The 23,886-nt window shown below is 67.4% G+C and carries 30 protein-coding genes, 4 tRNA genes and 1 pseudogene; 8 read left to right on the top strand and 27 right to left on the bottom strand.

From position 1 onward, the window contains the following. Positions 1 to 68 precede the first annotated feature (68 nt). Both rplL and rplJ read right to left on the bottom strand, forming a co-directional pair. Positions 69 to 455, bottom strand: coding sequence for a 50S ribosomal protein L7/L12 (gene rplL, locus C8D87_RS12455; RefSeq protein WP_109628828.1), 387 nt, complete (start codon positions 453 to 455; stop codon positions 69 to 71). Between the two features lie 56 nt (positions 456 to 511). Next, positions 512 to 1,066 carry a 50S ribosomal protein L10 gene (gene rplJ / locus C8D87_RS12450; protein WP_089949007.1) on the bottom strand — a complete coding sequence of 185 codons (555 nt, stop codon included), beginning with the start codon at positions 1,064 to 1,066 and terminating at the stop codon, positions 512 to 514. A 242-nt stretch (positions 1,067 to 1,308) separates the two neighbouring features. On the opposite strand from rplJ, the gene C8D87_RS12445 reads away from it, so the two are divergent. Continuing rightward, complete coding sequence (locus C8D87_RS12445; protein WP_112226741.1) at positions 1,309 to 2,031, top strand: hypothetical protein; 723 nt, start codon at positions 1,309 to 1,311, stop codon at positions 2,029 to 2,031. Between the two features lie 9 nt (positions 2,032 to 2,040). Beyond that, a complete protein-coding gene (locus C8D87_RS12440) occupies positions 2,041 to 2,811 on the top strand; it encodes a methyltransferase domain-containing protein (RefSeq protein WP_112226740.1) in 771 nt (256 codons plus the stop codon). Here C8D87_RS12440 and C8D87_RS12435 read toward each other — a convergent pair. Beyond that, a complete protein-coding gene (locus C8D87_RS12435) occupies positions 2,791 to 3,663 on the bottom strand; it encodes an NAD(P)-dependent oxidoreductase (RefSeq protein ID WP_112226739.1) in 873 nt (290 codons plus the stop codon). The genes C8D87_RS12440 and C8D87_RS12435 overlap by 21 nt on opposite strands. A gap of 84 nt (positions 3,664 to 3,747) precedes the next feature. On the opposite strand from C8D87_RS12435, the gene C8D87_RS12430 reads away from it, so the two are divergent. Beyond that, the gene (locus tag C8D87_RS12430) at positions 3,748 to 4,722 is read left to right on the top strand and encodes a helix-turn-helix domain-containing protein (protein ID WP_112226738.1); all 975 of its coding nucleotides are present in this window, start codon (positions 3,748 to 3,750) and stop codon (positions 4,720 to 4,722) included. A gap of 58 nt (positions 4,723 to 4,780) precedes the next feature. Here C8D87_RS12430 and rplA read toward each other — a convergent pair whose 3' ends face one another. From rplA to C8D87_RS12370, 12 genes are all read right to left on the bottom strand, one after another. After that, positions 4,781 to 5,491 (bottom strand): 50S ribosomal protein L1, encoded by a 711-nt coding sequence (rplA, locus tag C8D87_RS12425; protein WP_109628839.1) that lies wholly within the window; start codon positions 5,489 to 5,491, stop codon positions 4,781 to 4,783. Positions 5,492 to 5,570: 79 nt separating this feature from the next. Beyond that, positions 5,571 to 6,005: a 50S ribosomal protein L11 gene (rplK, locus tag C8D87_RS12420; RefSeq protein ID WP_109628841.1), complete on the bottom strand. Its 435-nt coding sequence runs from the start codon at positions 6,003 to 6,005 to the stop codon at positions 5,571 to 5,573. Positions 6,006 to 6,093: 88 nt separating this feature from the next. Beyond that, positions 6,094 to 6,870 (bottom strand): transcription termination/antitermination protein NusG, encoded by a 777-nt coding sequence (nusG, locus tag C8D87_RS12415; RefSeq protein WP_109628844.1) that lies wholly within the window; start codon positions 6,868 to 6,870, stop codon positions 6,094 to 6,096. Between the two features lie 40 nt (positions 6,871 to 6,910). Further along, positions 6,911 to 7,324 carry a preprotein translocase subunit SecE gene (gene secE, locus C8D87_RS12410; RefSeq protein ID WP_170154677.1) on the bottom strand — a complete coding sequence of 138 codons (414 nt, stop codon included), beginning with the start codon at positions 7,322 to 7,324 and terminating at the stop codon, positions 6,911 to 6,913. A 34-nt stretch (positions 7,325 to 7,358) separates the two neighbouring features. Then, positions 7,359 to 7,431, bottom strand: a tRNA-Trp gene (locus C8D87_RS12405). Between the two features lie 239 nt (positions 7,432 to 7,670). After that, positions 7,671 to 8,090: a MaoC family dehydratase gene (locus C8D87_RS12400; protein ID WP_112226737.1), complete on the bottom strand. Its 420-nt coding sequence runs from the start codon at positions 8,088 to 8,090 to the stop codon at positions 7,671 to 7,673. Beyond that, a complete protein-coding gene (locus C8D87_RS12395; RefSeq protein WP_109628850.1) occupies positions 8,087 to 8,536 on the bottom strand; it encodes a MaoC family dehydratase N-terminal domain-containing protein in 450 nt (149 codons plus the stop codon). The genes C8D87_RS12400 and C8D87_RS12395 overlap by 4 nt, the downstream gene beginning before the upstream one ends. 71 nt (positions 8,537 to 8,607) lie before the next feature. After that, the gene (gene rpmG, locus C8D87_RS12390) at positions 8,608 to 8,772 is read right to left on the bottom strand and encodes a 50S ribosomal protein L33 (protein ID WP_015105301.1); all 165 of its coding nucleotides are present in this window, start codon (positions 8,770 to 8,772) and stop codon (positions 8,608 to 8,610) included. Between the two features lie 219 nt (positions 8,773 to 8,991). Continuing rightward, a tRNA-Met gene (locus tag C8D87_RS12385) sits at positions 8,992 to 9,064 on the bottom strand. A gap of 42 nt (positions 9,065 to 9,106) precedes the next feature. Further along, a tRNA-Thr gene (locus C8D87_RS12380) sits at positions 9,107 to 9,182 on the bottom strand. Between the two features lie 74 nt (positions 9,183 to 9,256). After that, positions 9,257 to 11,863 (bottom strand): putative bifunctional diguanylate cyclase/phosphodiesterase, encoded by a 2,607-nt coding sequence (locus C8D87_RS12375; RefSeq protein WP_112226736.1) that lies wholly within the window; start codon positions 11,861 to 11,863, stop codon positions 9,257 to 9,259. Between the two features lie 159 nt (positions 11,864 to 12,022). Beyond that, positions 12,023 to 12,775, bottom strand: a complete 753-nt coding sequence (locus C8D87_RS12370; RefSeq protein WP_112226735.1) for a PhzF family phenazine biosynthesis protein — start codon at positions 12,773 to 12,775, stop codon at positions 12,023 to 12,025. A gap of 31 nt (positions 12,776 to 12,806) precedes the next feature. Between C8D87_RS12370 and C8D87_RS12365 the strand changes: the two genes are divergently transcribed. Continuing rightward, positions 12,807 to 13,601 carry a GNAT family N-acetyltransferase gene (locus C8D87_RS12365; RefSeq protein WP_112226734.1) on the top strand — a complete coding sequence of 265 codons (795 nt, stop codon included), beginning with the start codon at positions 12,807 to 12,809 and terminating at the stop codon, positions 13,599 to 13,601. A 165-nt stretch (positions 13,602 to 13,766) separates the two neighbouring features. Then, positions 13,767 to 13,976 (top strand): hypothetical protein, encoded by a 210-nt coding sequence (locus C8D87_RS12360; RefSeq protein WP_233442047.1) that lies wholly within the window; start codon positions 13,767 to 13,769, stop codon positions 13,974 to 13,976. 117 nt (positions 13,977 to 14,093) lie between these two features. On the opposite strand, the gene C8D87_RS12355 is transcribed toward C8D87_RS12360, so the two are convergent. The 6 genes from C8D87_RS12355 to C8D87_RS12330 form a co-directional block, all read right to left on the bottom strand. Further along, positions 14,094 to 14,519 carry a carboxymuconolactone decarboxylase family protein gene (locus C8D87_RS12355; RefSeq protein WP_109628861.1) on the bottom strand — a complete coding sequence of 142 codons (426 nt, stop codon included), beginning with the start codon at positions 14,517 to 14,519 and terminating at the stop codon, positions 14,094 to 14,096. Between the two features lie 84 nt (positions 14,520 to 14,603). Then, on the bottom strand, positions 14,604 to 15,338 hold the full coding sequence (locus C8D87_RS12350; protein ID WP_112226732.1) for an SDR family NAD(P)-dependent oxidoreductase: 735 nt from the start codon (positions 15,336 to 15,338) through the stop codon (positions 14,604 to 14,606). Continuing rightward, the gene (locus C8D87_RS12345; protein ID WP_267899852.1) at positions 15,335 to 16,189 is read right to left on the bottom strand and encodes an NAD(P)-dependent oxidoreductase; all 855 of its coding nucleotides are present in this window, start codon (positions 16,187 to 16,189) and stop codon (positions 15,335 to 15,337) included. Before C8D87_RS12345 ends, C8D87_RS12350 begins: the two co-directional genes overlap by 4 nt. Positions 16,190 to 16,204: 15 nt before the next feature. Further along, positions 16,205 to 16,660 carry a hypothetical protein gene (locus tag C8D87_RS12340; protein ID WP_112226730.1) on the bottom strand — a complete coding sequence of 152 codons (456 nt, stop codon included), beginning with the start codon at positions 16,658 to 16,660 and terminating at the stop codon, positions 16,205 to 16,207. 10 nt (positions 16,661 to 16,670) lie between these two features. Next, a complete protein-coding gene (locus tag C8D87_RS12335; RefSeq protein ID WP_112226729.1) occupies positions 16,671 to 17,348 on the bottom strand; it encodes a protein phosphatase 2C domain-containing protein in 678 nt (225 codons plus the stop codon). A 77-nt stretch (positions 17,349 to 17,425) separates the two neighbouring features. After that, a tRNA-Tyr gene (locus C8D87_RS12330) sits at positions 17,426 to 17,506 on the bottom strand. A 119-nt stretch (positions 17,507 to 17,625) separates the two neighbouring features. Between C8D87_RS12330 and C8D87_RS12325 the strand changes: the two genes are divergently transcribed. Continuing rightward, entirely contained in the window at positions 17,626 to 18,117 is a 492-nt protein-coding gene (locus tag C8D87_RS12325; RefSeq protein ID WP_109628869.1) for a YajQ family cyclic di-GMP-binding protein, read from the top strand. After that, positions 18,114 to 18,986, top strand: a complete 873-nt coding sequence (gene rfbA, locus C8D87_RS12320) for a glucose-1-phosphate thymidylyltransferase RfbA (protein ID WP_109628871.1) — start codon at positions 18,114 to 18,116, stop codon at positions 18,984 to 18,986. Before C8D87_RS12325 ends, rfbA begins: the two co-directional genes overlap by 4 nt. Here rfbA and htpX read toward each other — a convergent pair. Genes htpX through C8D87_RS12300 form a run of 4 tightly spaced genes read right to left on the bottom strand, consistent with a single transcriptional unit; the run spans position 18,983 to position 21,246 of the window. Then, positions 18,983 to 19,843, bottom strand: a complete 861-nt coding sequence (gene htpX, locus C8D87_RS12315; protein ID WP_112226728.1) for a zinc metalloprotease HtpX — start codon at positions 19,841 to 19,843, stop codon at positions 18,983 to 18,985. The two genes, rfbA and htpX, sit on opposite strands and share 4 nt — an antisense overlap. 19 nt (positions 19,844 to 19,862) lie before the next feature. Further along, positions 19,863 to 20,315 (bottom strand): 4Fe-4S binding protein, encoded by a 453-nt coding sequence (locus C8D87_RS12310; RefSeq protein WP_112226727.1) that lies wholly within the window; start codon positions 20,313 to 20,315, stop codon positions 19,863 to 19,865. Continuing rightward, positions 20,312 to 20,839 carry an NADH-quinone oxidoreductase subunit C gene (locus C8D87_RS12305; protein ID WP_112226726.1) on the bottom strand — a complete coding sequence of 176 codons (528 nt, stop codon included), beginning with the start codon at positions 20,837 to 20,839 and terminating at the stop codon, positions 20,312 to 20,314. Before C8D87_RS12305 ends, C8D87_RS12310 begins: the two co-directional genes overlap by 4 nt. Continuing rightward, complete coding sequence (locus C8D87_RS12300) at positions 20,836 to 21,246, bottom strand: NADH-quinone oxidoreductase subunit B (protein WP_211337094.1); 411 nt, start codon at positions 21,244 to 21,246, stop codon at positions 20,836 to 20,838. The genes C8D87_RS12305 and C8D87_RS12300 overlap by 4 nt, the downstream gene beginning before the upstream one ends. 225 nt (positions 21,247 to 21,471) lie before the next feature. On the opposite strand from C8D87_RS12300, the gene C8D87_RS12295 reads away from it, so the two are divergent. Continuing rightward, a complete protein-coding gene (locus C8D87_RS12295) occupies positions 21,472 to 22,503 on the top strand; it encodes a LysR family transcriptional regulator (protein WP_112226725.1) in 1,032 nt (343 codons plus the stop codon). 29 nt (positions 22,504 to 22,532) lie between these two features. Here C8D87_RS12295 and C8D87_RS45845 read toward each other — a convergent pair whose 3' ends face one another. Continuing rightward, positions 22,533 to 22,682: a hypothetical protein gene (locus C8D87_RS45845; protein WP_156094437.1), complete on the bottom strand. Its 150-nt coding sequence runs from the start codon at positions 22,680 to 22,682 to the stop codon at positions 22,533 to 22,535. A 147-nt stretch (positions 22,683 to 22,829) separates the two neighbouring features. Next, positions 22,830 to 23,180, bottom strand: a pseudogene (locus C8D87_RS49130) (transglycosylase SLT domain-containing protein); the annotation flags it as partial. Positions 23,181 to 23,886: the final 706 nt, after the last annotated feature.

Below are 23,886 nucleotides of genomic sequence, written 5' to 3'. Positions count from 1 at the left end.
GTTGAAAGGTGCACGCCCGTTTCAGGAACTACAAGGCACTAAAGCGCCAGCCCCCAAAGGGGCCCAGATCACTTGAGGGTGATCTTGGCGCCAGCAGCCTCGAGCTTCTCCTTGGCGGCGTCGGCAACGTCCTTCGCCACGTTCTCGAGGAGCGGCTTCGGAGCGGCCTCGACCAGCTCCTTGGCCTCCTTCAGGCCCAGACCCGAGACGACCTCACGGACGACCTTGATGACCTGGATCTTCTTGTCGCCAGCGGACTCGAGGACGACGGTGAACTCGTCCTTCTCCTCCTCGGCGGGGGCAGCCGGGCCGGCCGGGCCGGCGGCGGCAACGGCGACCGGAGCCGCGGCGGTGACCTCGAAGGTCTCCTCGAACTGCTTCACGAAAGCCGACAGCTCGAGGAGGGTCATCTCCTTGAACGCGTCGAGCAGCTCTTCGGTGCTGAGCTTCGCCATGATCGGCGGTCCTTTCTAATCTCCCGCGCGAAAGCGTCGGGCGTGTCTTCGGGTGATCAGCTTTCGGCGGGAGCGTCGGCCTCGGCGGCGGGAGCCGCGGCGGCCTTCTTCTCCTGCAGGGCAGCAGCCAGGCGAGCGACCTGGGAAGCCGGGGCGTTGAACAGACCCGCGGCCTTGGCCAGGTTGCCCTTCATCGCGCCCGCGAGCTTCGCGAGCAGCACCTCACGGCTTTCGAGGTCCGCGATAGCGGTGACCTCGTCGACCGAGAGCGGACGGCCATCCATGTAGCCGCCCTTGATGACCAGGGCCTTGTTGTCCTTCGCGAAGTCGCGGATCGCCTTGGCGGCGTCGACGGGCTCGCCCTCGACGAACGCGATGGCGGTCGGACCGGCCAGAAGGGCCTCGAGGCCCTCGATGCCGGCGTCCGCAGCGGCCAGCTTGACCAGCGTGTTCTTCGCGACGGTGTACTTGGTGCCCGCGCCGAGAGCGCGACGCAGCGTGGTGAGCTGCGCCATGGAGAGGCCACGGTACTCGGTGACAACCGCTGCCGAGCTGCTGCGGAACTGGTCCGCGAGCTCAGCGACCGCCGTAACCTTGCTGGGCTTCGCCATGATCGCCTCCTCTCTGGGCTGGGTTAGACCGCCAGCCGAGAAGGCTCCGAAACAACAAAAACGCCCTCGCGCACAGCAGCACGGGGCGTAACAAGAAGCTAGCCTCGTCCTCCCTGCGCGGGCCGCCCGTGTTGCAACGGGGCCTTCGTTCTCCTCGCGGAGAAAACCAGCGGTCTTCGGTAGAACCGCAGTAGAGACTACGCGAGTCGTGTCCGCCGGTCCAAATCGGCATGATGTGACCTGTGACCGACGAGCCCGGCAAGGACCTCGCGCCCCGCCAGCCGCAGCCTCCCGCTCCCCAGATCCCGCAGCCTCCAGCGCCGCCGATCGACCCGGAGCAGCTGCGGCAGTTCCAGGAGTTCCAGCGCTTCCAGGAGTACCAGCGCTACCAGGAGGCCACGGGCCAGGCGCCCCAGCCGCCGAAGCCGCAGGGCAAGCGCTGGTGGCTCGTCGTGCTCGGCAGCCGGATCTTCTGGCGCGCGCTGACGTTCCTGTTCATCGTCATCGCCGCCCTCTGGGCCTACAACCACTACTTCGGCACGGACGACCCCGGCGACATCGCCCAGGACAGCGGCGGCGTCACCGGCCCGGCCCAGGGCCTCTCCGCGCCCGCCGGGCTCCAGGGCACGGTCGGCATGTTCTACAAGCACGTCTCGTTCGCCGACACGACCCGCGCCTGCACGCTCTTCCTGCGTGACGACGTCCGCCAGAAGTTCGCCAGCGCCTACGGCGCAAGCGATTGCGCGGCAGCCGTCAAAACCCTCAAGGCCCAGGTCACCAGCGTGGACAAGTACCAGCAGGTCATGTTCCCGCCGGACATGCTCAAGACCCCGGCCACCACCAAGGTCACCATCGACTCCTGCGCCCTGACCGTCGAGGGCGGCCCTCGCCTGGGCACCTTCGTCGTGGAGAAGGTCAACGCCGGCTGGGTCATCACCGACTGGTCCCCCAGCGCCTGTGGTTGATTGGGGTGCATGGCAAATGCGCTGGGGGTGCCGAGTCCCGACAAGGTCGCGTACATGGCGGACGTCGCCGCGGCGGCCGGTGACTACAAGCGGCAACTGCTGGATCTGCTCGAACTGGAACCCGGCCTGACCGTCCTCGACCTGGGCTGCGGCCCCGGCGAGGACGTCCCGGCCATGGCGGACGCGGTGACGACGTCCGGCCGCGTCGTCGGTGTCGACATCGACCCGAAGATGGTGGAGGCCGCGACCAGCCGGTTCCACGACCATCCGCACGTCGAGATACGCCTCGGCGACGGCCTCGCGCTCTCGTTCGAGGACGCCACCTTCGACCGGGCGCGGATGGATCGGGCGCTGCAGCACGTCGCGGACCCCGCCACCGTGCTCACGGAACTGCGCCGCGTCCTCAAGCCGGGCGGCTTGCTGCGCATCGGCGAACCGGACTGGGACTCGCTGGTCCTCGACGGCGACCTGGAGATGAACCGCGCCTTCAACCGCTTCGTCTGCTCGACGATGGTCCGCAACGCCACCATCGGCCGGCAGCTCGCACGCCTGGCCCACAGCGCGGGCTTCGAGGTCCAGGCCGTGCACACCGTGTCGCCCGTGTTCCACGACTTCGCCTTGGCGGACAACATCTTCGCTCTCACCCGCAACACGGAACGAGCGATCAGGGCGGGTGCGATCGAACGCGCGGACGGAGAACGGTGGCTCGCCGAGCTCCAGCAGGGCGACTTCCTGGCCGCACCGCTGATGTTCCTGCTGTCAGCCCGCAAGCCGTTGTGACGCAACACCCCTGAACGACTCGACGGCGCGGGCGAGGCTCTCCTCGCCGTGCCCGTCGGCGACCTGCCGGTCAACCAGCGCCTTGAGCTCGTCGAGCGCGGCGAAGGGCACGCCCTGAGTCTCTACGGCCCGGATGAGCATGGCCAACCCGGACTGGTTCATGGCCAGGCTCGACTCACCGCCGGCGTAGTTCCCGTTGTCGATCTCCTCGGCGAACGTGACCAGCGCCGGGTGCATGTCCGTCAGCCAGGACAACATCATCGGGGTGAGCTCGGCAGCCTTGATGCCACCTGCCCGCGCCAGCGCCGCCGCGTGCAGGAAGCCGCCGATCAGCCCGTACATCCCGGAGAGGATCGCCACGTCGTACCCGGAGGCGCGGCCGGCGTCCTCACCCAGGAACGTGACCTTCCCGAGCAGCGCCAACTGCTTCTGCCAGCGTTCGTGCACCGCCGGGGAACCGCTGTAGTTGATGGAGGACTCGGCGGTGCCGATCGTCTGGGGCACCGCGTACACCGCGCCGTGCAGGTACTTCGCACCGTTGTCCTCCGCCCAGCGGGCCAGTTCGCGCGCCTCGTCGGGAGTGCCTGAGGTGAGGTTCACCAGCGCTCGTCCACGCATGTCCACACCGCGCAGAACCTGTTGTGCCACTTGGTTGTCGAGCACAGCGACGACCACGAGGTCGCCGTCGGCCACCGCTTCGGCCGGTGTGGCCGCGACGGTCGCGGCGAGGCCAGAAGCCTTTGCGGCAGAACGGTTCCAGACCGTGGTGGAATGCCCGTGGCGCAGGAAGGTCTCCGCCAGCGCGCGTCCGAGGTTGCCGAGGCCGAGGACGGTGATCGCTTCAGATGTCATGCCTCCAGCTTCGCCACGAGTGATCAACTCAACCAGTGACCGGAATGACCACCTTCACCAAATTCCTGCCATAGGCTGGATCTCATGAGCGCCGGATCTGTCGCCCTGATCGTTCCCACCGACTTCGGCGTGGCCGACCTCTACGAACTGGGCATCGCCGCCGCGGTGTTCGGCACGCCGCAACCGGACCTCGCCGACCCCTGGTACGAGCTGTGGCTGTGCGGAACCGGGAGCGACACACGAGGTACGGGCCCAGGGTTCACCCTGCACACCACACATGGCCTGGATGACGTCGTGAACGCGGACACCGTCTTCGTGTCATGGGTGCCGGAGGAGGTCATCGAGGACAACGCGCCAGTTCCACCCGAACTGGTCGCAGCCCTGCGCAAGGCCCACGACAACGGCGCGCGCATCGTCTCGCAGTGCGTCGGCGCCTACGCTCTGGCCGAAGCCGGCCTCCTGGACGGACGCAGGGCGACCGCGCACTGGATGCACACCGCCCTGCTGGCAGAGCGTTACCCGAAGATCCAGGTCGACGACGCGGTCCTCTACGTCGACGAGGGTGACGTGCTGACCAGCGCGGGCATGACGGCGGGACTCGACCTCTGCCTGCACCTGGTGCGCCGCGACCTCGGCGCTCACGTCGCCAACCAGCTGGCGCGCCGGATGATCGTGCCGGGACACCGTCCCGGCGGCCGCAGCCAGGTCATCGACCTCTCGGTCCCGCCGAACGACCACCAGAGCCTGGAATCGGTGCTCGACTGGGCCCGCGCCCGCCTGGACGAGCCGCTGACGATCGAGGACCTCGCCCGCAGAGCCGCCATGAGTCCGCGAACCTTCTACCGCCGGCTGCACGCCACCACCGGCACGACGCCGTTGCAGTGGCTGCTCAACGAACGCATCGCGCGAGCGCAGGCGCTGCTGGAGTCCACCGGTCTGTCCGTTGAGAAGATCGCGGGACTGAGCGGCATCGGCACGGCGAACAACCTCCGTCACCACTTCCTCAAGCACGTCGGGGTCTCGCCCAGCGACTACCGGCAGGCGTTCTCCCTGCGCTGAACAGCAGAAGGGCCCCCGGCGAACCGGGGGCCCTTCTCAGCTAGCCAGAACCGGAGGCTCAGGCCTCGTCCACCAGCATGTTGCGGGTGCGGTTCGGGTCGACCGGGATGCCGGGGCCCATCGTCGTGGAGACGGTGACCTTCTTGACGTACCGGCCCTTGGCCGCGGACGGCTTGGCGCGGAGCACCTCGTCCAGCGCGGCCGCGTAGTTCTCGACCAGCTTCTCGGGGTCGAACGACACCTTGCCGATGACGAAGTGCAGGTTGGCCTGCTTGTCAACGCGGAAGTTGATCTTACCGCCCTTGATGTCGTTCACCGCCTTCGCAACCTCGGGGGTCACGGTGCCGGTCTTGGGGTTCGGCATCAGGCCACGCGGGCCCAGGATGCGGGCGATGCGGCCGACCTTCGCCATCTGGTCGGGGGTCGCGATCGCGGCGTCGAAGTCGAGCCAGCCACCCTGGATGCGCTCGATCAGGTCCTCGGAGCCAACGGCGTCCGCACCGGCGGCCTCGGCCTCAGCGGCCTTGTCACCGGTTGCGAAGACGATCACGCGGGCGGTCTTGCCCGTACCGTGCGGCAGGTTCACGGTGCCGCGGACCATCTGGTCGGCCTTGCGAGGGTCGACGCCGAGGCGGATTGCAACCTCGACGGTGGCGTCCAGCTTCACCTTGGACGTTTCCTTGGCGAGCTTGGCGGCCTCCAGCGGCGAGTACAGCCGCTCCCGGTCCACCAGCTCGGCGGCGGCCTTGTAGGCCTTGCTGCGCTTCATAACTTCTGTCCTAACCGTGGATCAGTTCGTGGTGAATGAGCCGCGCTCGGCTCTCCCACGCTTGCTAAAGAGGGTGTGATCAGCCTTCGACCGTGATGCCCATGGAGCGGGCGGTGCCGGCGATGATCTTCGCGGCCTGGTCGACGTCGTTCGCGTTCAGGTCGACCATCTTGGTCTGGGCGATCTGGCGCACCTGCTCCATGGTCACCTTGGCGACCTTGACGCGGTGCGGCTCGCCCGAGCCCTTGTCGACACCAGCGGCGGCGAGCAGAAGGCGCGCGGCCGGCGGGGTCTTGAGCTTGAAGTCGAACGAACGGTCCTCGTACACGGAGATCTCAACCGGCACGACCTGACCGCGCTGCGACTCGGTCGCGGCGTTGTAGGCCTTGCAGAACTCCATGATGTTGACGCCGTGCTGACCCAGCGCGGGACCAACGGGCGGCGCCGGGTTGGCGGCACCAGCCTTGATCTGCAGCTTGATGATCGCTGACAGCTTCTTCTTCTTGGGTGGCATTGTCCGTACTTCCTGTTATTGCGGTGTCCGCGCGCGGCCCTGCCAGCCGCAGCGTGGCCGATCGACCCCCTCCCGAGGAGGGGATCGCTCAGATCTTGGAGACCTGGCTGAACGACAGCTCGACCGGCGTCTCCCGGCCGAAGATCGACACCAGGACCTTCAGCTTCTGGCCGTCCGCGTTGACCTCGCTGATCGTCGCGGGCAGCGTGGCGAACGGGCCATCCATGACGGTGACCGACTCGCCGACCTCGAAGTCGACCTCGATGGTCGGCTTCGGCGCGGCCGTGGAAGCGGCCTTCTTGCCCTCGGCCGGCTTCTGCTCCTGCTGCGGGAGCAGGAACTTCAGCACCTCGTCGATCGTGAGGGGCGAGGGCTTCGAGGTGGCTCCGACGAACCCGGTCACGCCCGGCGTGTTGCGGACGGCGCTCCAGGACGCGTCGGTGAGCTCCATGCGGACCAGGATGTAGCCGGGCAGCACCTTGCGCTGCACCAGCTTGCGCTGGCCGTTCTTGATCTCGGTGACCTCTTCGGTCGGCACCTCGACCTGGAAGATGTAGTCCTCCATGTCGAGCGTGTGGATACGAGTCTCGAGGTTCGCCTTGACCTTGTTCTCGTAGCCGGCGTACGAGTGCACGACGTACCAGTCGCCGGGCGCGTGGCGCAGGGCCTGACGCAGCTCTTCGGCGGGGTCGGCGATCTCTTCGTCGATCGGCGTCTCGTCGATCGCGAGAACGTCGACGTCCTCGGACTCGGCGGCCTCGGTGTCCTCCGACTCGACCGTCTCGTCGACCGCGGTGTCCTCGGACACCTCGTCGTCGGTGAGGTCGGTCAGCTCCTGGGCGTCGACGCCGTTATCGGAGGTCACTGTGGATCTCGCTTCCTGATTGCAGCGGCAGCTGTCCGGCTCAGCCGAACAGCTCGAAAACAGCCGCGCCGAAGCCGAGGTCGAGAGCCCACACCATCGCGGTCATCAAGATCACGAAGACCAGCACGACACCGGTGTACGTGACGAGCTGCTTGCGCGTCGGCCAGATCACCTTGCGGAGTTCGCCGATGACCTCGCGGATGTAGCGGAAGCCCCGCCCGATCAGCGAGGGACGCTTCTCCTGTCCGTCACGGGCCTTCGTCGGGCGACCCTTCTTCGCGTCCTCGTCCGACTCGTCGGACTTGACGACGCTCTTCTTCGACTCAGCGCTGCTGCCGTCCTTGCGGGCGGCCGGGCGAGAGGAGGCACGACGTTCACGCCGCGCCGCAGCAGTGGACGGCCGGACAGCGCCTTCGCGCTCCTCCGGCTGGTCCTGCTCGCGGCCCTCGCTCATGCCGTCCTCCACTCCACCCATGACGCTTCGACAGCAGGGGCGACAGGACTTGAACCTGCAACCTGCGGTTTTGGAGACCGCTGCTCTGCCAGTTGAGCTACGCCCCTTCGGGATCCCGAGAGAGATCCCCTGGCCACAACATTGGAAGTGTACGGGAGCCTGCCCGGACCACTCCAACCAGACCGCCCAAGCATCTGTCGAGCGGCCTGTCGCACAGCCTACCCACACGAGTGCCGAGAACACGAATCAGGGTCGTGCAACTGCACAACGACCCGGCCCCGAATCCGGCGTGAGCACCGCAAACACCACCGGACCCCGACACCCGGCGGTGTGCTTGATCACATGATCAACCGACGCGCACGCGGGCGAAGGCGCCCGTCAACACCGACTTGCCGTCAAAACTCGCGTTGATGTTGACCTTCACAGTTCCGTCTTCGAGGTCCTTGGTGACCTTCGCGGTCACCTCGACCAGCGCACCCTCGTCGTCGTTGGGCACCACGACCGGCCGGCCGAACCGGCAGCCGTACTCGACGATCGCGCCGGGGTCGCCGATCCACTCGGCGACGATCCGCGACGCCACGGCCATGGTGAGCATGCCGTGCGCGATGACGTCCGGGAGGCCGACGTCCTTCGCGGTCTTCTCGTTCCAGTGGATCGGGTTGAAGTCCAGCGAGGCGCCCGCGTAGCGCACCAGATCGGCGCGCGTGAGACGCACGGACAGCGGCGGCAGCTCGGTACCGACTTCGGTGACGATCGTCGGGCTCACGCGTCTTCTCCCCTCACGACGAGCATCGACTTGGCGGTCGTGACGGGCTCGCCCTCGACGGTGCTGATCTCGGTCCGCACGGTGATCATGTCGTTGCCCATGCGGGAGGTGATGGCGTCGATGTGCGCCACGCTCACGAGCTGGTCGCCCGCGGTGATGGGGCGGTGGTGGGTGAAGTTCTGGTCGCCGTGCACGACGCGGCTGTAGTCGAGCTTCAGCTCGGGGTCGAACATGACCGTCTCGTTCGTCTTCATCGCCACCACGATCGCGAACGTCGGCGGCGCGATGACGTCCCCGTGCCCCAGCGCCTTCGCGGCTTCGGCGTCGCGGTAGGCCGGGCTGGTGGCGCCGATGGCGTCGGCGAACTCGCGGATCTTCTCGCGGCTCACGTCGTAGGGCTGCGACGGCGGATAGCTGCGTCCGATGAAGGAGGGGTCAAGAGGCACCCGAAGAGCCTATATGCGACGAGGCCCGCCCCAGGTGTGGGACGGGCCTCGTGCGAAAGCTCGCTACGCGCTCAGCGGGTTTCCTTGTGCGCGCGGTGCGTCTTGCAGTTCGGGCAGAACTTCTTGATCTCCAGGCGGTCCGGGTCGTTGCGCCGGTTCTTCCTGGTGATGTAGTTCCGGTGCTTGCACTCCTCGCACGCGAGGGTGATCTTCGGGCGTACGTCGGTTGCAGCCACGGTCCTTGCCTTCCTGAGAGCACATGGACCCCGAGAACCCAGTACGGGCTTACCGCCTGGCGGGGGTGGGCAACGAACTTGCTGCCCGATTCCTGATCCCCCGGGTCAACCTGCTCACCGAGCGCGAGGCCGGGGGTCTGGGGGGCGAAGCCCCCAGGGAATGTTACTGCGGAGTGAGGAAGGTCCGCGCTCTTCGCGGACAGACCCCACCCACTCACGTAGCGGTGGCCGGACTTGAACCGGCGACACAGCGATTATGAGCCGCTTGCTCTACCAACTGAGCTACACCGCTTTAACACACCACAGCCGCGATGCTCAGCACCGCGGCCAGTAGTGGAGCCCCTTTACGGAATCGAACCGTAGACCTTCTCCTTACCATGGAGACGCTCTGCCGACTGAGCTAAAGGGGCTTGCTCTTTCGTTCTTGCCGAGCGAGGAGAACTCTACAACATCCCTTGGCGAAGAACGAAATCAGGGGGTGCCTCTAGTGCACCAGCGTGAGCACCGTCTCATCGCGGGCACCCCTGACCTGCACCGTTCGTGCGCGCAGCCACGCCTCGAAGCGGTCCTCGGACAGGGGACGCGAGATCAGGTAGCCCTGAGCCACGTCGCAGCCCATCCCGACCAACTGGTCGCGAGCCGCGTCGTCCTCAACACCCTCTGCCACAACGACGAGACCGAGCGAGTGCCCGAGCTCCACGATCGACCGGACCACGGCCATGTCGCCCAGATCCGTGCCCATCCCGAGCACGAACGACTTGTCGATCTTCACCTCGTCCACCGGCAGCTGCCGCAGGTACGCCAGTGACGAGTAGCCGGTGCCGAAGTCGTCGACCGCCAGCACGACACCGATCGCGTGCAGGCGCCGCAGCACCGGCAGAGCACGCTCGGGATCGGCCATGACGCCCGACTCGGTGAGCTCGAAGGTCAGCAGGCCCGAGGGCACGTCGTGGCGCGCGAGGGCGTCCGCCACGCGGTTCGGGAAGTCCTCGTCGGCGAGCGTCCGCACGGACAGGTTCACCGCGATGGACATCCGCAGCCCGCGGTCGAGCCAGCGCCGCACCCGTTCGAGCGCGCGGTCCATCACGAAGTCCGTGAGCACGTCCACGAGACCGGTGGCCTCGACGGCCGGCACGAACTCGTCCGGGTCGACGCGGCCGAACTCCGGATGCGTCCAGCGCACCAGGGCTTCCGCGCCCACGACCTGACGCGACGGCAGGGCGACCTTCGGCTGGTAGTGCACCGAGATCTGGCCGGTCTCGACGGCCTGGCGGAACTGCGTCACGAGCTGGAAGCGGCGCAGGAAGATCTGGCCCATGCTCGGCGCGTAGGCCTTGACCGGCGTGCCTTCCGACGTCGCGCGCACGGCGACGTCCGCCCGCTGCAGCAACGCGTCCGGGTCCGGGTCCTCGGTCTCGGAGTCCGCCTTGGACGCGTAACCGACGACCGCGGAAGCCTCGACCGTGAGCCGATCGACGGGGTAGGGCACGGAAAGGCCAGCCCGCAGCTTCTCCGCCGTCTCGTGCGCGGTGGCGGCACGCGCGTCGTCGAGGTACGCCGCGAAAGCGCCACCCTCCAACCGCGCCAGCGGCACGTCCGCGCCGAGAGCGTCACGCAGCCGGCGTCCGGCGGCGACGACCATCCGATTGCCCCAGGCCTGGCCCAGCGCATCGGACACGGTCGACAAGATGTCGAGGTCGATCCGCAGCACCACTCCGCTCTGGGAGTCGCGCAACGGCTCCGCGCACGCCTCGCGGAAGCCCGGCCGGTTCAGCAGGCCGGTCAGCGGGTCGTGGTAGGCGTCGTGCCGCAACCGGGCCAGCAGGCGCCGGTTGTCGACGGCCGTCGCGAGGTGCGAGGCCAGCGTCCGCAACAGCTGGATGTCCGCCTTGCCGAAGCCGCGCCAGCGGGACAGCCGGTCGTGCGCCTCGACGGCGCCGAGCAGTTGAGTGGCGCCGCGCAAGGGGACGACGAGCGCCTCCTGCACATCGCGGCGCAGCAGGGCCTCGGTGACGTCCTCGGTCGCGTCGGCCACGCGGTAGTAGCGGACGTGCGTGCCGGGAAGCTGCAGGATCGGGTCCTCGCGCACGGCCCGCGGGTCGGTCGCCGTCATCTCGTCCGGCAGCGGTTCGCCGGCGACGAGGGTGATCATGGCTTCCTGCGGGTCGGTGCGCAGGCGCAGCACGACGCGGTTGGCGTTGAGCTGCTCGCGGATGCGTTCCGCGATCTGCTGCCACTCGTCCTCTTCGACGCCCGTCGTCAGGTCGTCGTCCGGCTGGCGCGGGCCGGTGCCGTGCTGTCCCGACCTCGCGACACGGAGGCTGACCTCGCTCAACGCTTCGAGGTCGCGCTGCTCGCGCAACAGTCCGGAGTAGGCGAGGTAGGTGGCCACGATGCCCGCGAGCACCAGGATGATCAGGACGCCGCCCCACGCGGTGGTGGCGACGATCTGGTAGCCGACGAGACCGGCCGAGGTGTTCAGCAGCGCCACGACCAGCGTCTGCAGCACGAGACGGACGCTGTTGCCGACGCGCATCGACTTGCCCATGAGCCGCAACGCGCAGAGGCCCAGCACGCTCGCGAGCAGCGGCACGGTGATCGTGCCGACGAACGCGCCCGCCCAGAACGGCCCGCCCGCGCCGATCATCCGTTTCACGGCTTCCGCGGCGGCGAACGCGACGGAGATCTCCATGAACATGAGGCCCGCGTTGTAGACGGCGCGGTCCAGGATCCGCCTGCCGAGCAACGTGCCCACACCGGCGACCACGTGCGCGGCGAGCACGACCTCGAACGGGGCCACCAAAAGCCCCAGCACCAGCGGAATCTCGGTGAAGGAGATCGTCCACGCGACGCCGCTGCGGACGTCGACGTTGATCGCGAGCTGCTCGGCCAGCAGGAAGCCGACGACGAGCAGCGGGCCGATCCAGAAGAGAGATGTGGTCTCTTTGTCCGGAAGCCAGGCCGCGACCATGCCCGCGCAGACGACGCCGGCCACCAGGAGGGTGACGGCGAACGCGCTGAACGCGCGGTTGGTCGACTTGGCCGACCAGGCGGCCGAGTCCGACACGGGGGCCGACGCTCGGTCGGACATCCAGCCTCCTCGTCGGCCTGGGGTGGGGGGACCTCTAGGCGTGACTGAGGGGTCCCGCACTTGGCGATCAGGACCCCTCCAGGGGCACCAATGTACCCCGCTCGGGGGACGAAATGGCAGGTCGAGCACCCCTAGTGACGTCGATTCACCCAGTCGTGGTTACACACTCAGGTGCCCCCGAAGCACCGTCACGGCTTGCCCCGAGAGCAATACGCGATCTTGGGCGAGGGTCGCCCTGACGAACCCTCCTCGCGGCGACGCCTGCTCCGCCAGCAGGTCAGCGCGCTGAAGCCGAGGCACCCAATAGGACGCCAGCGTGCAGTGGGCTGAACCGGTGACGGGGTCCTCCGGGATGCCGACGGCCGGATAAAAGCATCGGCTCACGACGTCCACATCGCCGTCTCCGATGGCGGTCACGATCACACCGCGTGACGAAATCTGTGTCAGTCCTTGGACATCAGGTCGCAAGGAACGGACCTCGGCCGCGCTTTCCAACTCGATCAGGTAGTCGAAGCGCCCACGCGCCACGGACTTGATCGTCGCATGTGGCAGCGCTTCCGCTAGTCCGATTGGCGGGTCAATCAACTCTGGCGGGTCCGCCGGGAAGTCCATCCGGATCCACCCATCGTCATTCACGCATGTGAGGACGCCGCTACGCGTGGTGAACTTCTGCTCCCCGCCCAGCACGTGGGCGGTGGCGAGAGTGGCGTGCCCGCAGAGGTCCACCTCGACCTCCGGCGTGAACCAGCGGAGGTGGTTGTCGGGGGTGACGAACGCCGTTTCGGCGTGCTTCATCTCGGCTGCGACGTTCTGCATCCAGGCGTCGTCCCTGGGTTCCGTCAGGAGCACAACACCGGCCGGGTTGCCCGCGAAGGGCCGGTCGGTGAACGAATCCACTACGAAGATCTCCACCTGCCCGACCCTGCCATGTTCAGATGAGGCAGTGACCGAGATTTTCTCGTACCGCGAGGTGGCTGAGGACTCGCTGCTGCCGACCTGGTCAGCCCTGCGGGTGCACGGCCTGGACTGGCGGCCGGGCTGGGACCTGCCGGCGCTGCTCGACGAGTGGGAGACCCGGCTCACCGGCGTGGACGACCCGGACACCGCGGCGATCGTGACGCTGCCGAGCCACGAGACCGCCGACGCGCTTCCTCTGATCCGGCACGGTTTCGCGCCGTTGGTCGTGATCGCCGAACGACGCGCCGGTCATCCCGTTCCGCCACGGCTGTCGGACGTGCGAGTCCGTCCGGCGACGCACGCCGACCTGGACGTCGCGGTCGAGCTCAACCTCGAGACCATCAGGTACGACTCCGCGTTCGGCATGGTCTCCGAACGCCCGAACAGCGCTCAGCACCTGCGCACCGCACTGGCCACCGTGCTGGACCGCCCCACCGAGTCGATGTGGCTGGCGGTTCGCGGCGACACGCCCGTCGGCATGGTCTACGTCGACATGCCGGAGGACGCGCTCTGGATCGAGCGGTACGCGACCGGCCGCCCGTTCGCGTATCTCGGGCATCTCGGCGTACGACCCGACGCCCGGCGCAGTGGAGCGGGCAGCGCGCTCGTGGCGCACGTGCACGCCGTTCTGGACCGCTCCGGGGTGGCATCGACGCTGCTCCACCACGCTTTGCCGAACCCGCGCTCTACGCCGTTCTGGTACTCGCACGGGTACCGGCCGGCCTGGACGCTGTGGGTTCGCCGCCCTGCTTTGCGCTCTTTCCCCGGCGTGTCTAAGTGACCCGAACGGCCTAATGAGACATGCTTGCCTCGTTCGCACAAGTGAAGAACCCAAACGACGCCGTACTTGTGGAACGAATCCGGCCTCTATTACGACAAAGGGGTTAGCGATTCGGACACCACAGCCTGGGGGGTCGAGATGGAACTGAGCGGAAGAGCAAGGGCGATGCTGAGGGCTGTCGCCGCAGGGCGTGCCGAGGTCACAGGCGGGGTGGAACCCGAGCTGTACGTCGACGGACTGCCCTGCTGCGACCAGATGGCGACGCACGATCTCGTGCACGCCGGACTGCTGCGCCCGACGCGGCCCACCTCGTTCGGCCGGCGCGTCTGCGCGGAACTGACCGACGACGGCCGGGCGGCACTCGCTGCCAGTTGATCGGCGTGTTGATCGCCCAAAGATCGAACATTTGTTCGAGATGGGGTATGCTGCGCGCTGAGGCCGGCACGCAAGAGAGAGGAAGCTCTTGCGCGCCGGCTTCAACCTTCTTCGGACTCAGGCCACCTTCTGCTGCGTGGCCACGTTGATCCGGTTCCACAGGTTGATCGCGCCGATGGCGATCGTGAGTCCCGCGAGCTGGTCCTCGCTGTAGTGCTTCGCCGCCTCGTTCCACACGGCGTCGCTGACGTGCACACGCGTCATCTCCTCGGCGAGTGCGAACGCCGCCTTCTCCGCGTCGGTGTAGTACGGCACCTCACGCCAGCCGGCGACGGCGTAGATCCGCTCGTCCGTCACGTTCGCCTTGCGCAGCAACTTGCTGTGGTAGTCGATGCAGGCCCCGCAGCCGTTCATGATGCTGACCCGCAGGCAGATCAACTCCACGAGATCAGCGTCCAGCCCGGTGTTGGCGGCGGACGCCGAGAGGTCCAGCAGGGCCTTCATCGCGCCGGGCAAGGACATGATCGGGTTGGCGATCCTCATCTTCGTTCTCCCTGTCTTCGTCGTCTTCTGCCCTGTTGACCCGAGGCGCGACGGAGGTGTGACAGGTTCGTCGAAGATTTTTTCTCAGGCGCTGATCCCCTGGCCGAGACCGCCGTCGACCGGCAGGTCGGCACCCGTGGTGAAGGTGGCCTCGAACGCCAGGAAGAGCACGGCGTCGGCCACTTCGTCCGCCTTGCCGTGGCGCTTGAGCGGCGTGATCTCGTCGCCCTCCCGCTTGAAGGCTTCGAGAACGTCCTGCGGCACACCGGTCACGCCCATGGAGGGCGTGTCGATGAAGCCGGGACTGACGACGTTGACCCGGACGTTCCTGGGCGCCAGCTCAGCCGCGAACGACCTCCCGAACGACCGGACCGCCGCCTTGGCACCGGAGTAGACACTCATCCCCTTGGTGCCGCCGGTCTGCGCGATCGACGTGGTGAAGACGATCGAGCCACCTTCCTTGATGAGCGGCGCCAGCTGTTGAGCGGTGAAGAACGCACCTCTGGTGTTCACGTCGAACGTGCGGTCGTAGTCGTCGGGCGTGACCTCGTGGAACTCGTGCAGCGTCGCGTGGCCGACGTTGATGAAGAGCAGGTCGATCTCCTGGAACCGTTGTGCGACTTCGTCTTTGAGTTTGGTGATGTCGTCGAGGTTCGCCGCGTCGGACCGGATGGCGTGGGCCTTGATCCCCTCCGCCAGCTCGATCTTGCGGCCGGTCAGCACGACCTCTGCGCCACCCTCGACCAGCTTGTCCACCACCGCGCGGCCCATGCCGTGCGTGCCGCCGGTGACGACGGCCTTCTTCCCCAGGTACTTCATCGGATCACCTCGATGACGCTCGCGATGCTGTGCGCGCCGTGGCCCTTCTGCTGGGCGCGCCGGAACAGGTCGTGCAGTGCCTCCGGCAGGGCGGCGTCGACACCTTGCTGCGCGGCGGTGTCGGCGAGCATGCGCAGGCCGGAGACGTTGATGTCCACCGCGGACACGTCGGTCTCGTAGACGCGGTGCCGGGTTTCCTCGCCCATCTCGGGCAGCAGGACGCCCATCTCGTTCAGGAACTCCACGGCCATCGGCGTGAACTGCTGCGGCGTGACGCCCTCCGTGCCCAGCAACGCGACGGCCTGGAGGTAGCCGGCGAACGCCGACCACATGACGCCGAGCAGGGCCAGGTCGTGGAGCGCGGCCATCCCGGCGTCCTCGCCCAGGTGGACCGGCTCACCGAACGCGTGCAGGACGTGGTGCTCCCGCTGACCGCTGTACAGGATCTTCGCTCCCGGCGTGCCGATCTGTTGCGGCACAGCCATGATCACGCCGTCGACGTACTCGACGCCGTTGTCCTGCGCCCACCGCGCGGTGGCGCGGGCCTGCTCCGGTGTGCCGGAGGTCAGGTTGACCAACGTCTTGATGTTCTTGCTCAGCAACGGCTGCTGAACGTCGTGAGTGGACAGACAGGTGACGACGACATCCGCCGCCTCGAACGCTTCTCCCGGCGTGGCAGCGCTTTTCGTGCCGGGCAGCGTCTTCGGCGTCCTGTTCCACACCGTCACGTCGTGGCCCTCTCCGACGAGGGCCGCGGCGAGCGCACCGCCCATCCGGCCGAGGCCGAGCACGCTCACTTTCTTGATCTCCGCCATGCGGCAATACTCGGTTCGCCACTGTTGACGCGACAAGTACCTACTATTTTGTCAGGTACGCACTTTTTGGTAAGGATCCAGCACAGCGGCGCGGCCCGGCTCTTGAGCATTGAGCAAGCGGTATGCGACCTCGTCCCAGCTGGGAGCTTCGGCTTTCCCGATTTGCCGCTTCGTCAAGCCGTGCTCGTGCAGCCAGCGCAGCAACACCCTGCCGTCCGCGAGGACCCCGTGACCGTCCCAGTCACTCCAGGCCAGCGTGATCCCGTGGTGGAGGAGCACCACGGCAAGGCGCTCGCGTCGCGCGTCGAGGACCTCGAACCGCACGTCACCCATGCACGCGCACACCATGCCGGAAAACGACCTCACCGCCATCGCCTTGCGCAGGCGATCGCGCTCGGGCTCCGCCAGGTCCACGACGATCGCACGCCTGGACGCGCGGACCTCCACGAGCCGGACGTGGCACGCGTTTCGCAGGACCACGTCCAGCGCGGAAAGCTCAGCCGCCATCGAGCCAGGGCTAGCGGTCCAGATAGACGATCGTCGCGTCGTCAGAAACCTTCTTGCGCGGCCAATCGACAGCCTTGACGTCTTCCTTTTCAACCTGACGCATTTTGCGAATGAGATCGTCCGGGCCGTTCTCCGCCATCAGTTCGAGCGCCTTGGGCCAATCGAAGAGATTGAACAGCTCGACCGCCCGCGCGGCACCGTCGGAGAGGATCGCGACCCGCCGGACGTCCGGCAGCGGGATTGCACCCGTCCGCGCGTGCGAGACGGCGCCGGGGTCCGCGCCAGCCGTGCGGTTGGTGCTGGTGTCGCTCACGACGTGCAACTCGCGCTTGGTGCCGACCACGACGGTGGCGTCACCCAGCACCAGGTACCGCAGCACGTCGTCCTTGATCTGGACGAGACCCACGGCCGCGCTGGGGCTGTCCGGATGATCGAGATCGCAGCCGTCCGAGTGCAGCTCGCCGGTCTGCCTGATGGCCTCTGCCAGCGACGCAGCCGGGTCGAGGTGCGCGAACCGCAGCAGTTCCGCGGCGAGCTGGTCGGCGAACCAGCCGACGCTGTGCACGCAGCCGGTCTCCGGTTTCGCCGTCACGCCGTCCAGCACGGCGAGGAGGTTCGGGCCCACGATCGCGCGGTCCTCGCTGGGCGCCGTCGATCTTCCCGCTTCGGTTGCCATCTGCGTGCGCACAGCGTCCCCCTCTGCAACAACAGCCGATGTACGACGATGGGCCCCTGACCAGCTTGGTCAGAGGCCCATCGTTGCTGTGGCGGGTAGAGGATTCGAACCTCTGTAGCTTTCGCGACGGATTTACAGTCCGCTCCCATTGGCCGCTCGGGCAACCCGCCCCACACCGCCGTAACGGTGCGGGCAGAACAATACATAACCCCTTCGGGAGGCCCCAAATCGGGGTACCCCAGTAGCATCGACGCTGGCTGTGACCCCGAGATCGTTGAGGAGTGAAGTCGTGGCGGACCCGTCGTTCGACGTGGTGAGCAAGGTGGACCGGCAGGAGGTCGACAACGCGCTCAACCAGGCGGCCAAGGAGCTGAGCACGCGCTTCGACTTCCGCGGGACCAACACCACAGTGGCCTGGGCCGGCGAGGAGGCGATCACCTTCACCTCCGAGACCGAGGAGCGCTGCAAGGCGGCGATCGACGTCTTCCAGGAGAAGCTGGTCAAGCGCAACATCTCGATGAAGGCGTTCGAGGTGGGCGAGCCCGCGGTGTCCGGGAAGGTGTTCAAGGTCACGGGAAACCTCGTGCAGGGCATCTCGTCGGAGAAGGCCAAGGAGATCGCCAAGAAGATTCGCGACGAGGGTCCCAAGGGCGTTCAGGCGCAGATCCAGGGTGACCAGCTGCGGGTGTCCGGCAAGAAGAAGGACCACCTGCAGGACGTCATCGCCCTGCTCAAGGGCAACGACTTCGGCATCGCCCTCCAGTTCACCAACTACCGGTGAAGGGCATCGTCCTCGCCGGTGGCAGCGGGACCCGCCTGCACCCCATCACGCAGGCGGTCTCCAAGCAGCTGCTGCCGGTGTACGACAAGCCGATGATCTACTACCCGCTGTCGGTGCTCATGCTGGCCGGCATCCGGGAAGTGCTGATCATCTCCACGCCGACGGACTTACCGCTGTTCCGGCGGCTGCTGGACGACGGGTCCCAGTGGGGCATGAGCTTCGCCTACGCCGAGCAGGCCGCGCCGAACGGGCTCGCGGAGGCGTTCATCATCGGCGCGGACTTCGTCGGTGACGACGACGTCGCGCTGGTGCTGGGCGACAACATCTTCTACGGCCAGGGTTTCTCCAGCACGCTGCAGCACCACGCGTCCACTTTGGATGGCTGCGTGCTGTTCGGGTACCAGGTGAAGGATCCCGAGCGGTACGGCGTGGGCGAGGTCGACGCGAACGGCAAGCTCCTCTCCATCGAGGAGAAACCCGCGCAGCCGAAGTCGAACCGGGCGATCACCGGGCTCTACTTCTACGACAACGGTGTGGTCGACATCTCCCGCAGCCTCAAGCCGTCGCCGCGCGGCGAGCTGGAGATCACCGACGTCAACCTCGCGTACCTGCGCGAGGGCCGGGCGCACCTCGTGGACCTGAGCCGCGGGTTCGCGTGGCTCGACACCGGCACGCACGACTCGATGCTCGAGGCCGGGCAGTTCGTGCAGGTGCTGGAGCACCGGACCGGTGTGCGGATCGCGTGTCCCGAGGAGATCGCGCTGCGCATGGGCTTCATCTCCGCGCAGGAGTGCTACGCGCTCGGTGAGAAGCTCGGCAAGTCCGGGTACGGCGAGTACCTCATGGCCGTGGCGAAGGGCACCCGTTAACGACGGGCCATCTCCTCGAGCCTGCGGATGCGGTCGGCGATCGGCGGGTGGGTCGAGAACCACTTCGCGAACTGCTCCCCCTGGCGGAACGGGTTCGCGATCATCAGGTGGCTCTGCGACACCACCTCCGGCTCCGGTGCGAGCGGCGCCGCCCGCGTCCCCAGCTCGATCTTGCGCAACGCACTCGCCAGTGCCAGCGGGTCGCCGGTGAGCTCGGAGCCGGACTGGTCGGCCTGGAACTCGCGCGACCGGCTCACGGCCAGGCGCACCACGGTGGCCGCGATCGGGCCGAGCAGCGCGATCAGCAGCAGGCCGAACGGGCCGGGGCCGTCGTCGTCATCGCCGCCGCCGAAGATGCCGGCGAACATCGCGAGGTTCGCGAGCATCGTGATCACGCCCGCGAGCGCGCCGGCGACGCAGCTGATCAGGATGTCGCGGTTGTAGACGTGCGCGAGCTCGTGGCCCAGCACGGCGCGCAGCTCACGTTCGTCGAGCAGGTCCAGAATGCCAGTGGTGCAGCACACGGCCGCGTTGCGCGGGTTGCGGCCGGTCGCGAACGCGTTCGGTGCGATGGTCGGGCTCAGGTACAGCCTCGGCATCGGCTGGCGCGCCTTCTGCGACAGCTCACGCACGATCGCGTAGAGCACGGGCTGCTCCACCTGCGACACGGGTATCGCCCGCATCGCCCGCAGCGCGAGCTTGTCCGAGTTGAAGTACGCGTAGGCGTTCACGCCCAAGGCCAACACCAGGCCGATGACCAGTGCCGTCCGGCCGAACAGCCCGCTGATCACGATGATCAGCGCGCTCATCCCGCCGAGCAGCAAGGCCGTCTTCAACCCGTTGAAGTGCTTGTGCACGGTTACGCCTCCGGGTCTGTTACGTCCTACCTCTCAACGAACCAGGCCTCCTGCCGGTTCCTGTCGCCGTTTCCGGCGCAGCCTCCGCGGCCGGGTCGAGCGGTGGTGGCGGCGGCACCTTCTCGACCCACGTGGCGAGCACGTCCCGTTCGTGGACCAGCTCCGCGACGGCACCCTCGCCGTCGATCGAGCCCGTGCCCGGATAGCCGAACTCCGGCGCCCAGTGCAGGGCGTCGAACGGGCAGACCTCGACGCAGATGCCGCAGTAGAGACACTGGCCGTAGTCGATCGCGAACCGGTCGAGCACGTTGCGGCTGCGCGGGCGGGCACTCCCCGGCTGCTGCTCCACCTCGGTGTGACTCGTGATGTGGATGCACCAGTCAGGACACTCGCGCGCGCAGATCATGCAGACCGTGCAGTTGGCCTCCAACAGCGCGATGACGCCCCTGGTACGCGGCGGAAGGTTCGTCACGACTGCTCCTCTTCACGGCGTGGGCCCCAGGACGGGTCGGGCACGCCTGGTGGTGCGGTGCGGCGGCGGCTCGGGGCACTCGTGTTGTCCTCGCCCGGTTCGAGGCGGCCCGGCCACGGGCGCACGACACGGGAGGCCAGCACGAAGTCCTTGCGCAGCGGGTGGCCCTGGAAGGTGTCGGGCAGCAGCAGGTGCTCGGGCTCGCCGTCGACGGTGATGCCGAACATCTCGGCGGCCTCGCGCTCGTGCCAGTGCGCGCCCTTCCAGAGGTGGGCGACGCCCGGCAGCGAGTCGCTCTCGCCGATCTCGGTCCGCAGCATCACGCCCTCACGCGTCTGCGGGTCGATGACGTGCAGGAACACCGCGTGGCGCTGTCCGGCGGCGCCCGGCCGGCCCGCGTCCTCGACACCGAGCCAGTCGAACATCACGCAGCCGTTCCGGTGGTGTTCGGCCGCCGTGGTGAGCCAGTCGGCGAGCTCGACGTGGTGGACGGTCTGTCCGAAGGCGGTCTTCGCGGTGCTCACGAGTTCACCAGTCCGTGCAGCGCCTTGAGGCCTTCGAGCAGCGCTTCGGGGCGAGGCGGGCAGCCGGGCACGGCGACGTGGACCGGCAGAGCCTGGTCGATGCCCTTGGTGACGCTGTAGGAATCCCAGTACGGGCCGCCGGTGTTGCTGCAGGCGCCCACGGAGATCACGTAGCGAGGTTCGGGCATGGCCTCGTAACTGCGGATCACAGCGGGCAACATGGCGTCCGTGACGGTGCCGGAGACAACGAGAACGTGCGCCTCGCCCGCGTCGCCGACCGGCGTGACGCCGAGGTCGGGAAGGCGGTCGAGAGCTGCCATCACTTCGACTCCGCAGCAGGCGAGCCCGAGTTCGAGGACGGTGACCTGGTAGGTGGTGCCCCAGTCCAGGCGAGCGGAAACGGTCACAACCAGCGAGGGTAATACTTGGGGGTCCACCAGCTTGCGCCTGGCGGACCCCCACCCCCCAATGATTCCCCCCGGAATCGGCTCCCACGCGTGGTCGCCGGAGATAGTTTTGTACACCCCGCGATAAGTGTCCAGAGATTTACGGACAGGATCTGCAGATAATTTCCCTGCGAAATGCGGTCAAGTTCAGTTCAACTGATCGGTAGAACACCAGAGAGGGTTCCGATGTCCGGCTCGTCCCAGTTGGTGCTTCCCACGAGCACCTCCCTGCACCGTCTGCTGAACATGCCCGGCGCTCTCCTGGATACCACGATGGACCAGCTCAGGACGCTCTTGACCGTTCACGAGACCCGATCGGCACTGCGGGCGGCGCGGGCACTGGGGCGCGAGCAGTCGAGTGTGCAGAAGCAGCTGGACACGTTGAACAGGAACTTCCAGCAACTGTGCGGTGAACCGCTCGTGGTGAAGCAGGGACGCGGAAAAGACGTGCTGTTCACGCCGACCGGTGAGTCGCTCGTCGAATTGGCGCGCGACACGCTCGCGGAGTGGCTCGACGGAATTCACGAGTGCCGCCGCAAGCTCGGCACGACCGTCACCGTCGGCACCACGCGATACATGCTCGACACCCTCGCGAAGGCGTGGCACCACGTGGCCGACGAGTTCCGCGAGCGCGACGTGGACCTCAAGGTCGTGCACATCCGCACGAAGGACATCTGGACGAAGCTGGAGACGCAGGAGGTCGACCTCGTGTGCGGCAGCGTCGTGACGCGGGCCGGCGCGGGCTGGGAGCGCCCCGAGTTCGACGTGATCGAGTGGCGGCGCGGCGGCCTGGCGTTGCTGACGAACCTGCCGGAGGCGGTTGTCGGCACCCGCGTGCGGGTACCTCAGCTCCGGTCGATCCCCTTGGTGGTGCCGGGGGCGGGGTTGATCGCGGAGTTCCTGCGCGGCTGGTTCGGGCCCGACTACCGGCAGGGGCTCGACATCGCGGCCGAGATCGATGAGATCCAGTACGGCATCTCGCTGCTGCGCTCGAACCTCGTCCAGGGAGCCATGATCGTGACGTCTGGTTTGGGCGTGGTGGCGTCGAACAACGAGCTGAGGGAGGGAGGCGGGCTCCGCGTCGTCGAGCTCTCAGATGACTCGCTGGAGCGGCTTGTGGGCGTTTTCGCCCGAACGGACGAGCTGTCGAAGCATCCGGCGGATCACCCGTTGAACCTGCTGTGGTCGGCCTTCAGAGCAGAAGCGCCCCGGCCGTAGCCGAGGCGCTCCCCTGTTCTTGCCGTCCTTTACTTCTTCGCGGGTGTCATGGCGTCGTGCTCAGGCCGCCGCTGTTCGACTTTCGGGCGTTGCTGGGCTTTGGCCATCTTGGCCAGCCAGTTCGTCGCCTCCGAGCGGATCTTCGCCAGCTCGTCGTCGCGTGCCTGTTGCTCGTTCATCGGCCACTCCCTGCGTTCGGGGATCGCTTCGATGGGAGCACTACCGGGCGTGCGCCCGCTAGGGCCGCCATGCTTGTGGGTGAACCTGATTGACAGCATCGCCCGCCGATGGGTTTCACGCACCCCGAGACGGCGAAACTGACACCTTTAGTACCCCCGGTACCCGCCGCCGAGGTTCATGCTGACCAACCCTGGGTGGTTGTGGAAGCCGCCGTAGCGCGCGTACGTGTACCGGACGCCCGCGATGATGTTGTCGACCGGCGCGAGGATGTTGTCGTAACCGGGCAGCTTGTACGCGCGGAACGTCGGGTCGATGCACTGCATCAGACCCTTGGACGGCGTACCGCGCAGCGCGTTGGAGTCCCAGTTGTTGACGGCGTTGGGGTTGCCGTTCGACTCCTTGATGATGATCGTGTAGATCTCATCGATGCTGTTGTTGTCGATGTTCGTGCCGTTGGCCTGCAGGACCCTGATGGCTTCCTTGATCCAGCCCTCGATCTCGCGCTGCTTGGCCGGCTTGCGCATCTCCGCCTGACGCTCGGCCTCGGCCTTGGCGGCGGCCTCACGCTGGGCGTGGGTGTCCGCGGCGAGCTTGGTCGCCTGCTCGAAGGCCTGCTGGGCGTACATCTGCTGGAACTGCAGCAGGCGGCCGACCTCTCCACCGGGGTTCACGTCGTGGATGGTCTGGACCGTCTTCGGCTGCTGGTCCGGAACCGCGCCGAACTCGGCACCCGCAGCGAGCTCGCTGGAGGAACCGCTGGTGGCGGCGTTGGCGATGGCTGCGGTGCCGGCGGCGACACCTGCTGCGACGACGATGGCGCTCACACGGTGAGCAAGCGGGACCTTGTCGTCCTCGGCGCGATGCGCGCCGGCCTTCACTTCTGCTTTGGGCACGACCGTGTACACGGTTCGGCCGGCAGCCTTGCTGTGCCGGGCCAAGGGGGAGCCTCCTGCGTCGGGGAGCTTGGTCTCCGGCAAACCCGGGCGGGGGACCCCTGGGGACTTTGGACCCTGCGTACTGCGGTTCCTGTGTCCTGCCGGTGACCAAACCGTTATCGGCGGGCGAGAACGTAACCTCGCGTCACGAGCGCAGGCAAGCCTGAGCGCCCGTTGGGTGACTCTCGTCACGTTTCCGATGAGTTGGGCTATCCGCTGCTGACAGACAGTCAGCGAGCCGCTTGCTCCATGCGTAAGTTCATCGTTG

Origin of the sequence: Lentzea atacamensis (genome assembly GCF_003269295.1) — a bacterium.
Taxonomy (GTDB): Bacteria; Actinomycetota; Actinomycetes; order Mycobacteriales; family Pseudonocardiaceae; genus Lentzea; species Lentzea atacamensis.
Note: the sequence above shows the minus strand (reverse complement) of the source record. Positions and strands in the feature narration are given on the sequence as shown.

Coding starts and splice junctions, on each gene's coding strand:
- rplL (WP_109628828.1), bottom strand. CDS start 455: ATGGCGAAGCTCAGCACCGAAGAGCTGCTCGACGCGTTCAAGGAGATG.
- rplJ (WP_089949007.1), bottom strand. CDS start 1,066: ATGGCGAAGCCCAGCAAGGTTACGGCGGTCGCTGAGCTCGCGGACCAG.
- C8D87_RS12440 (WP_112226740.1), top strand. CDS start 2,041: ATGGCAAATGCGCTGGGGGTGCCGAGTCCCGACAAGGTCGCGTACATG.
- C8D87_RS12435 (WP_112226739.1), bottom strand. CDS start 3,663: ATGACATCTGAAGCGATCACCGTCCTCGGCCTCGGCAACCTCGGACGC.
- C8D87_RS12430 (WP_112226738.1), top strand. CDS start 3,748: ATGAGCGCCGGATCTGTCGCCCTGATCGTTCCCACCGACTTCGGCGTG.
- rplA (WP_109628839.1), bottom strand. CDS start 5,491: ATGAAGCGCAGCAAGGCCTACAAGGCCGCCGCCGAGCTGGTGGACCGG.
- rplK (WP_109628841.1), bottom strand. CDS start 6,005: ATGCCACCCAAGAAGAAGAAGCTGTCAGCGATCATCAAGCTGCAGATC.
- secE (WP_170154677.1), bottom strand. CDS start 7,324: ATGAGCGAGGGCCGCGAGCAGGACCAGCCGGAGGAGCGCGAAGGCGCT.
- C8D87_RS12375 (WP_112226736.1), bottom strand. CDS start 11,863: ATGTCCGACCGAGCGTCGGCCCCCGTGTCGGACTCGGCCGCCTGGTCG.
- C8D87_RS12360 (WP_233442047.1), top strand. CDS start 13,767: ATGCTGAGGGCTGTCGCCGCAGGGCGTGCCGAGGTCACAGGCGGGGTG.
- C8D87_RS12355 (WP_109628861.1), bottom strand. CDS start 14,519: ATGAGGATCGCCAACCCGATCATGTCCTTGCCCGGCGCGATGAAGGCC.
- C8D87_RS12350 (WP_112226732.1), bottom strand. CDS start 15,338: ATGAAGTACCTGGGGAAGAAGGCCGTCGTCACCGGCGGCACGCACGGC.
- C8D87_RS12340 (WP_112226730.1), bottom strand. CDS start 16,660: ATGGCGGCTGAGCTTTCCGCGCTGGACGTGGTCCTGCGAAACGCGTGC.
- C8D87_RS12295 (WP_112226725.1), top strand. CDS start 21,472: ATGTCCGGCTCGTCCCAGTTGGTGCTTCCCACGAGCACCTCCCTGCAC.
- C8D87_RS45845 (WP_156094437.1), bottom strand. CDS start 22,682: ATGAACGAGCAACAGGCACGCGACGACGAGCTGGCGAAGATCCGCTCG.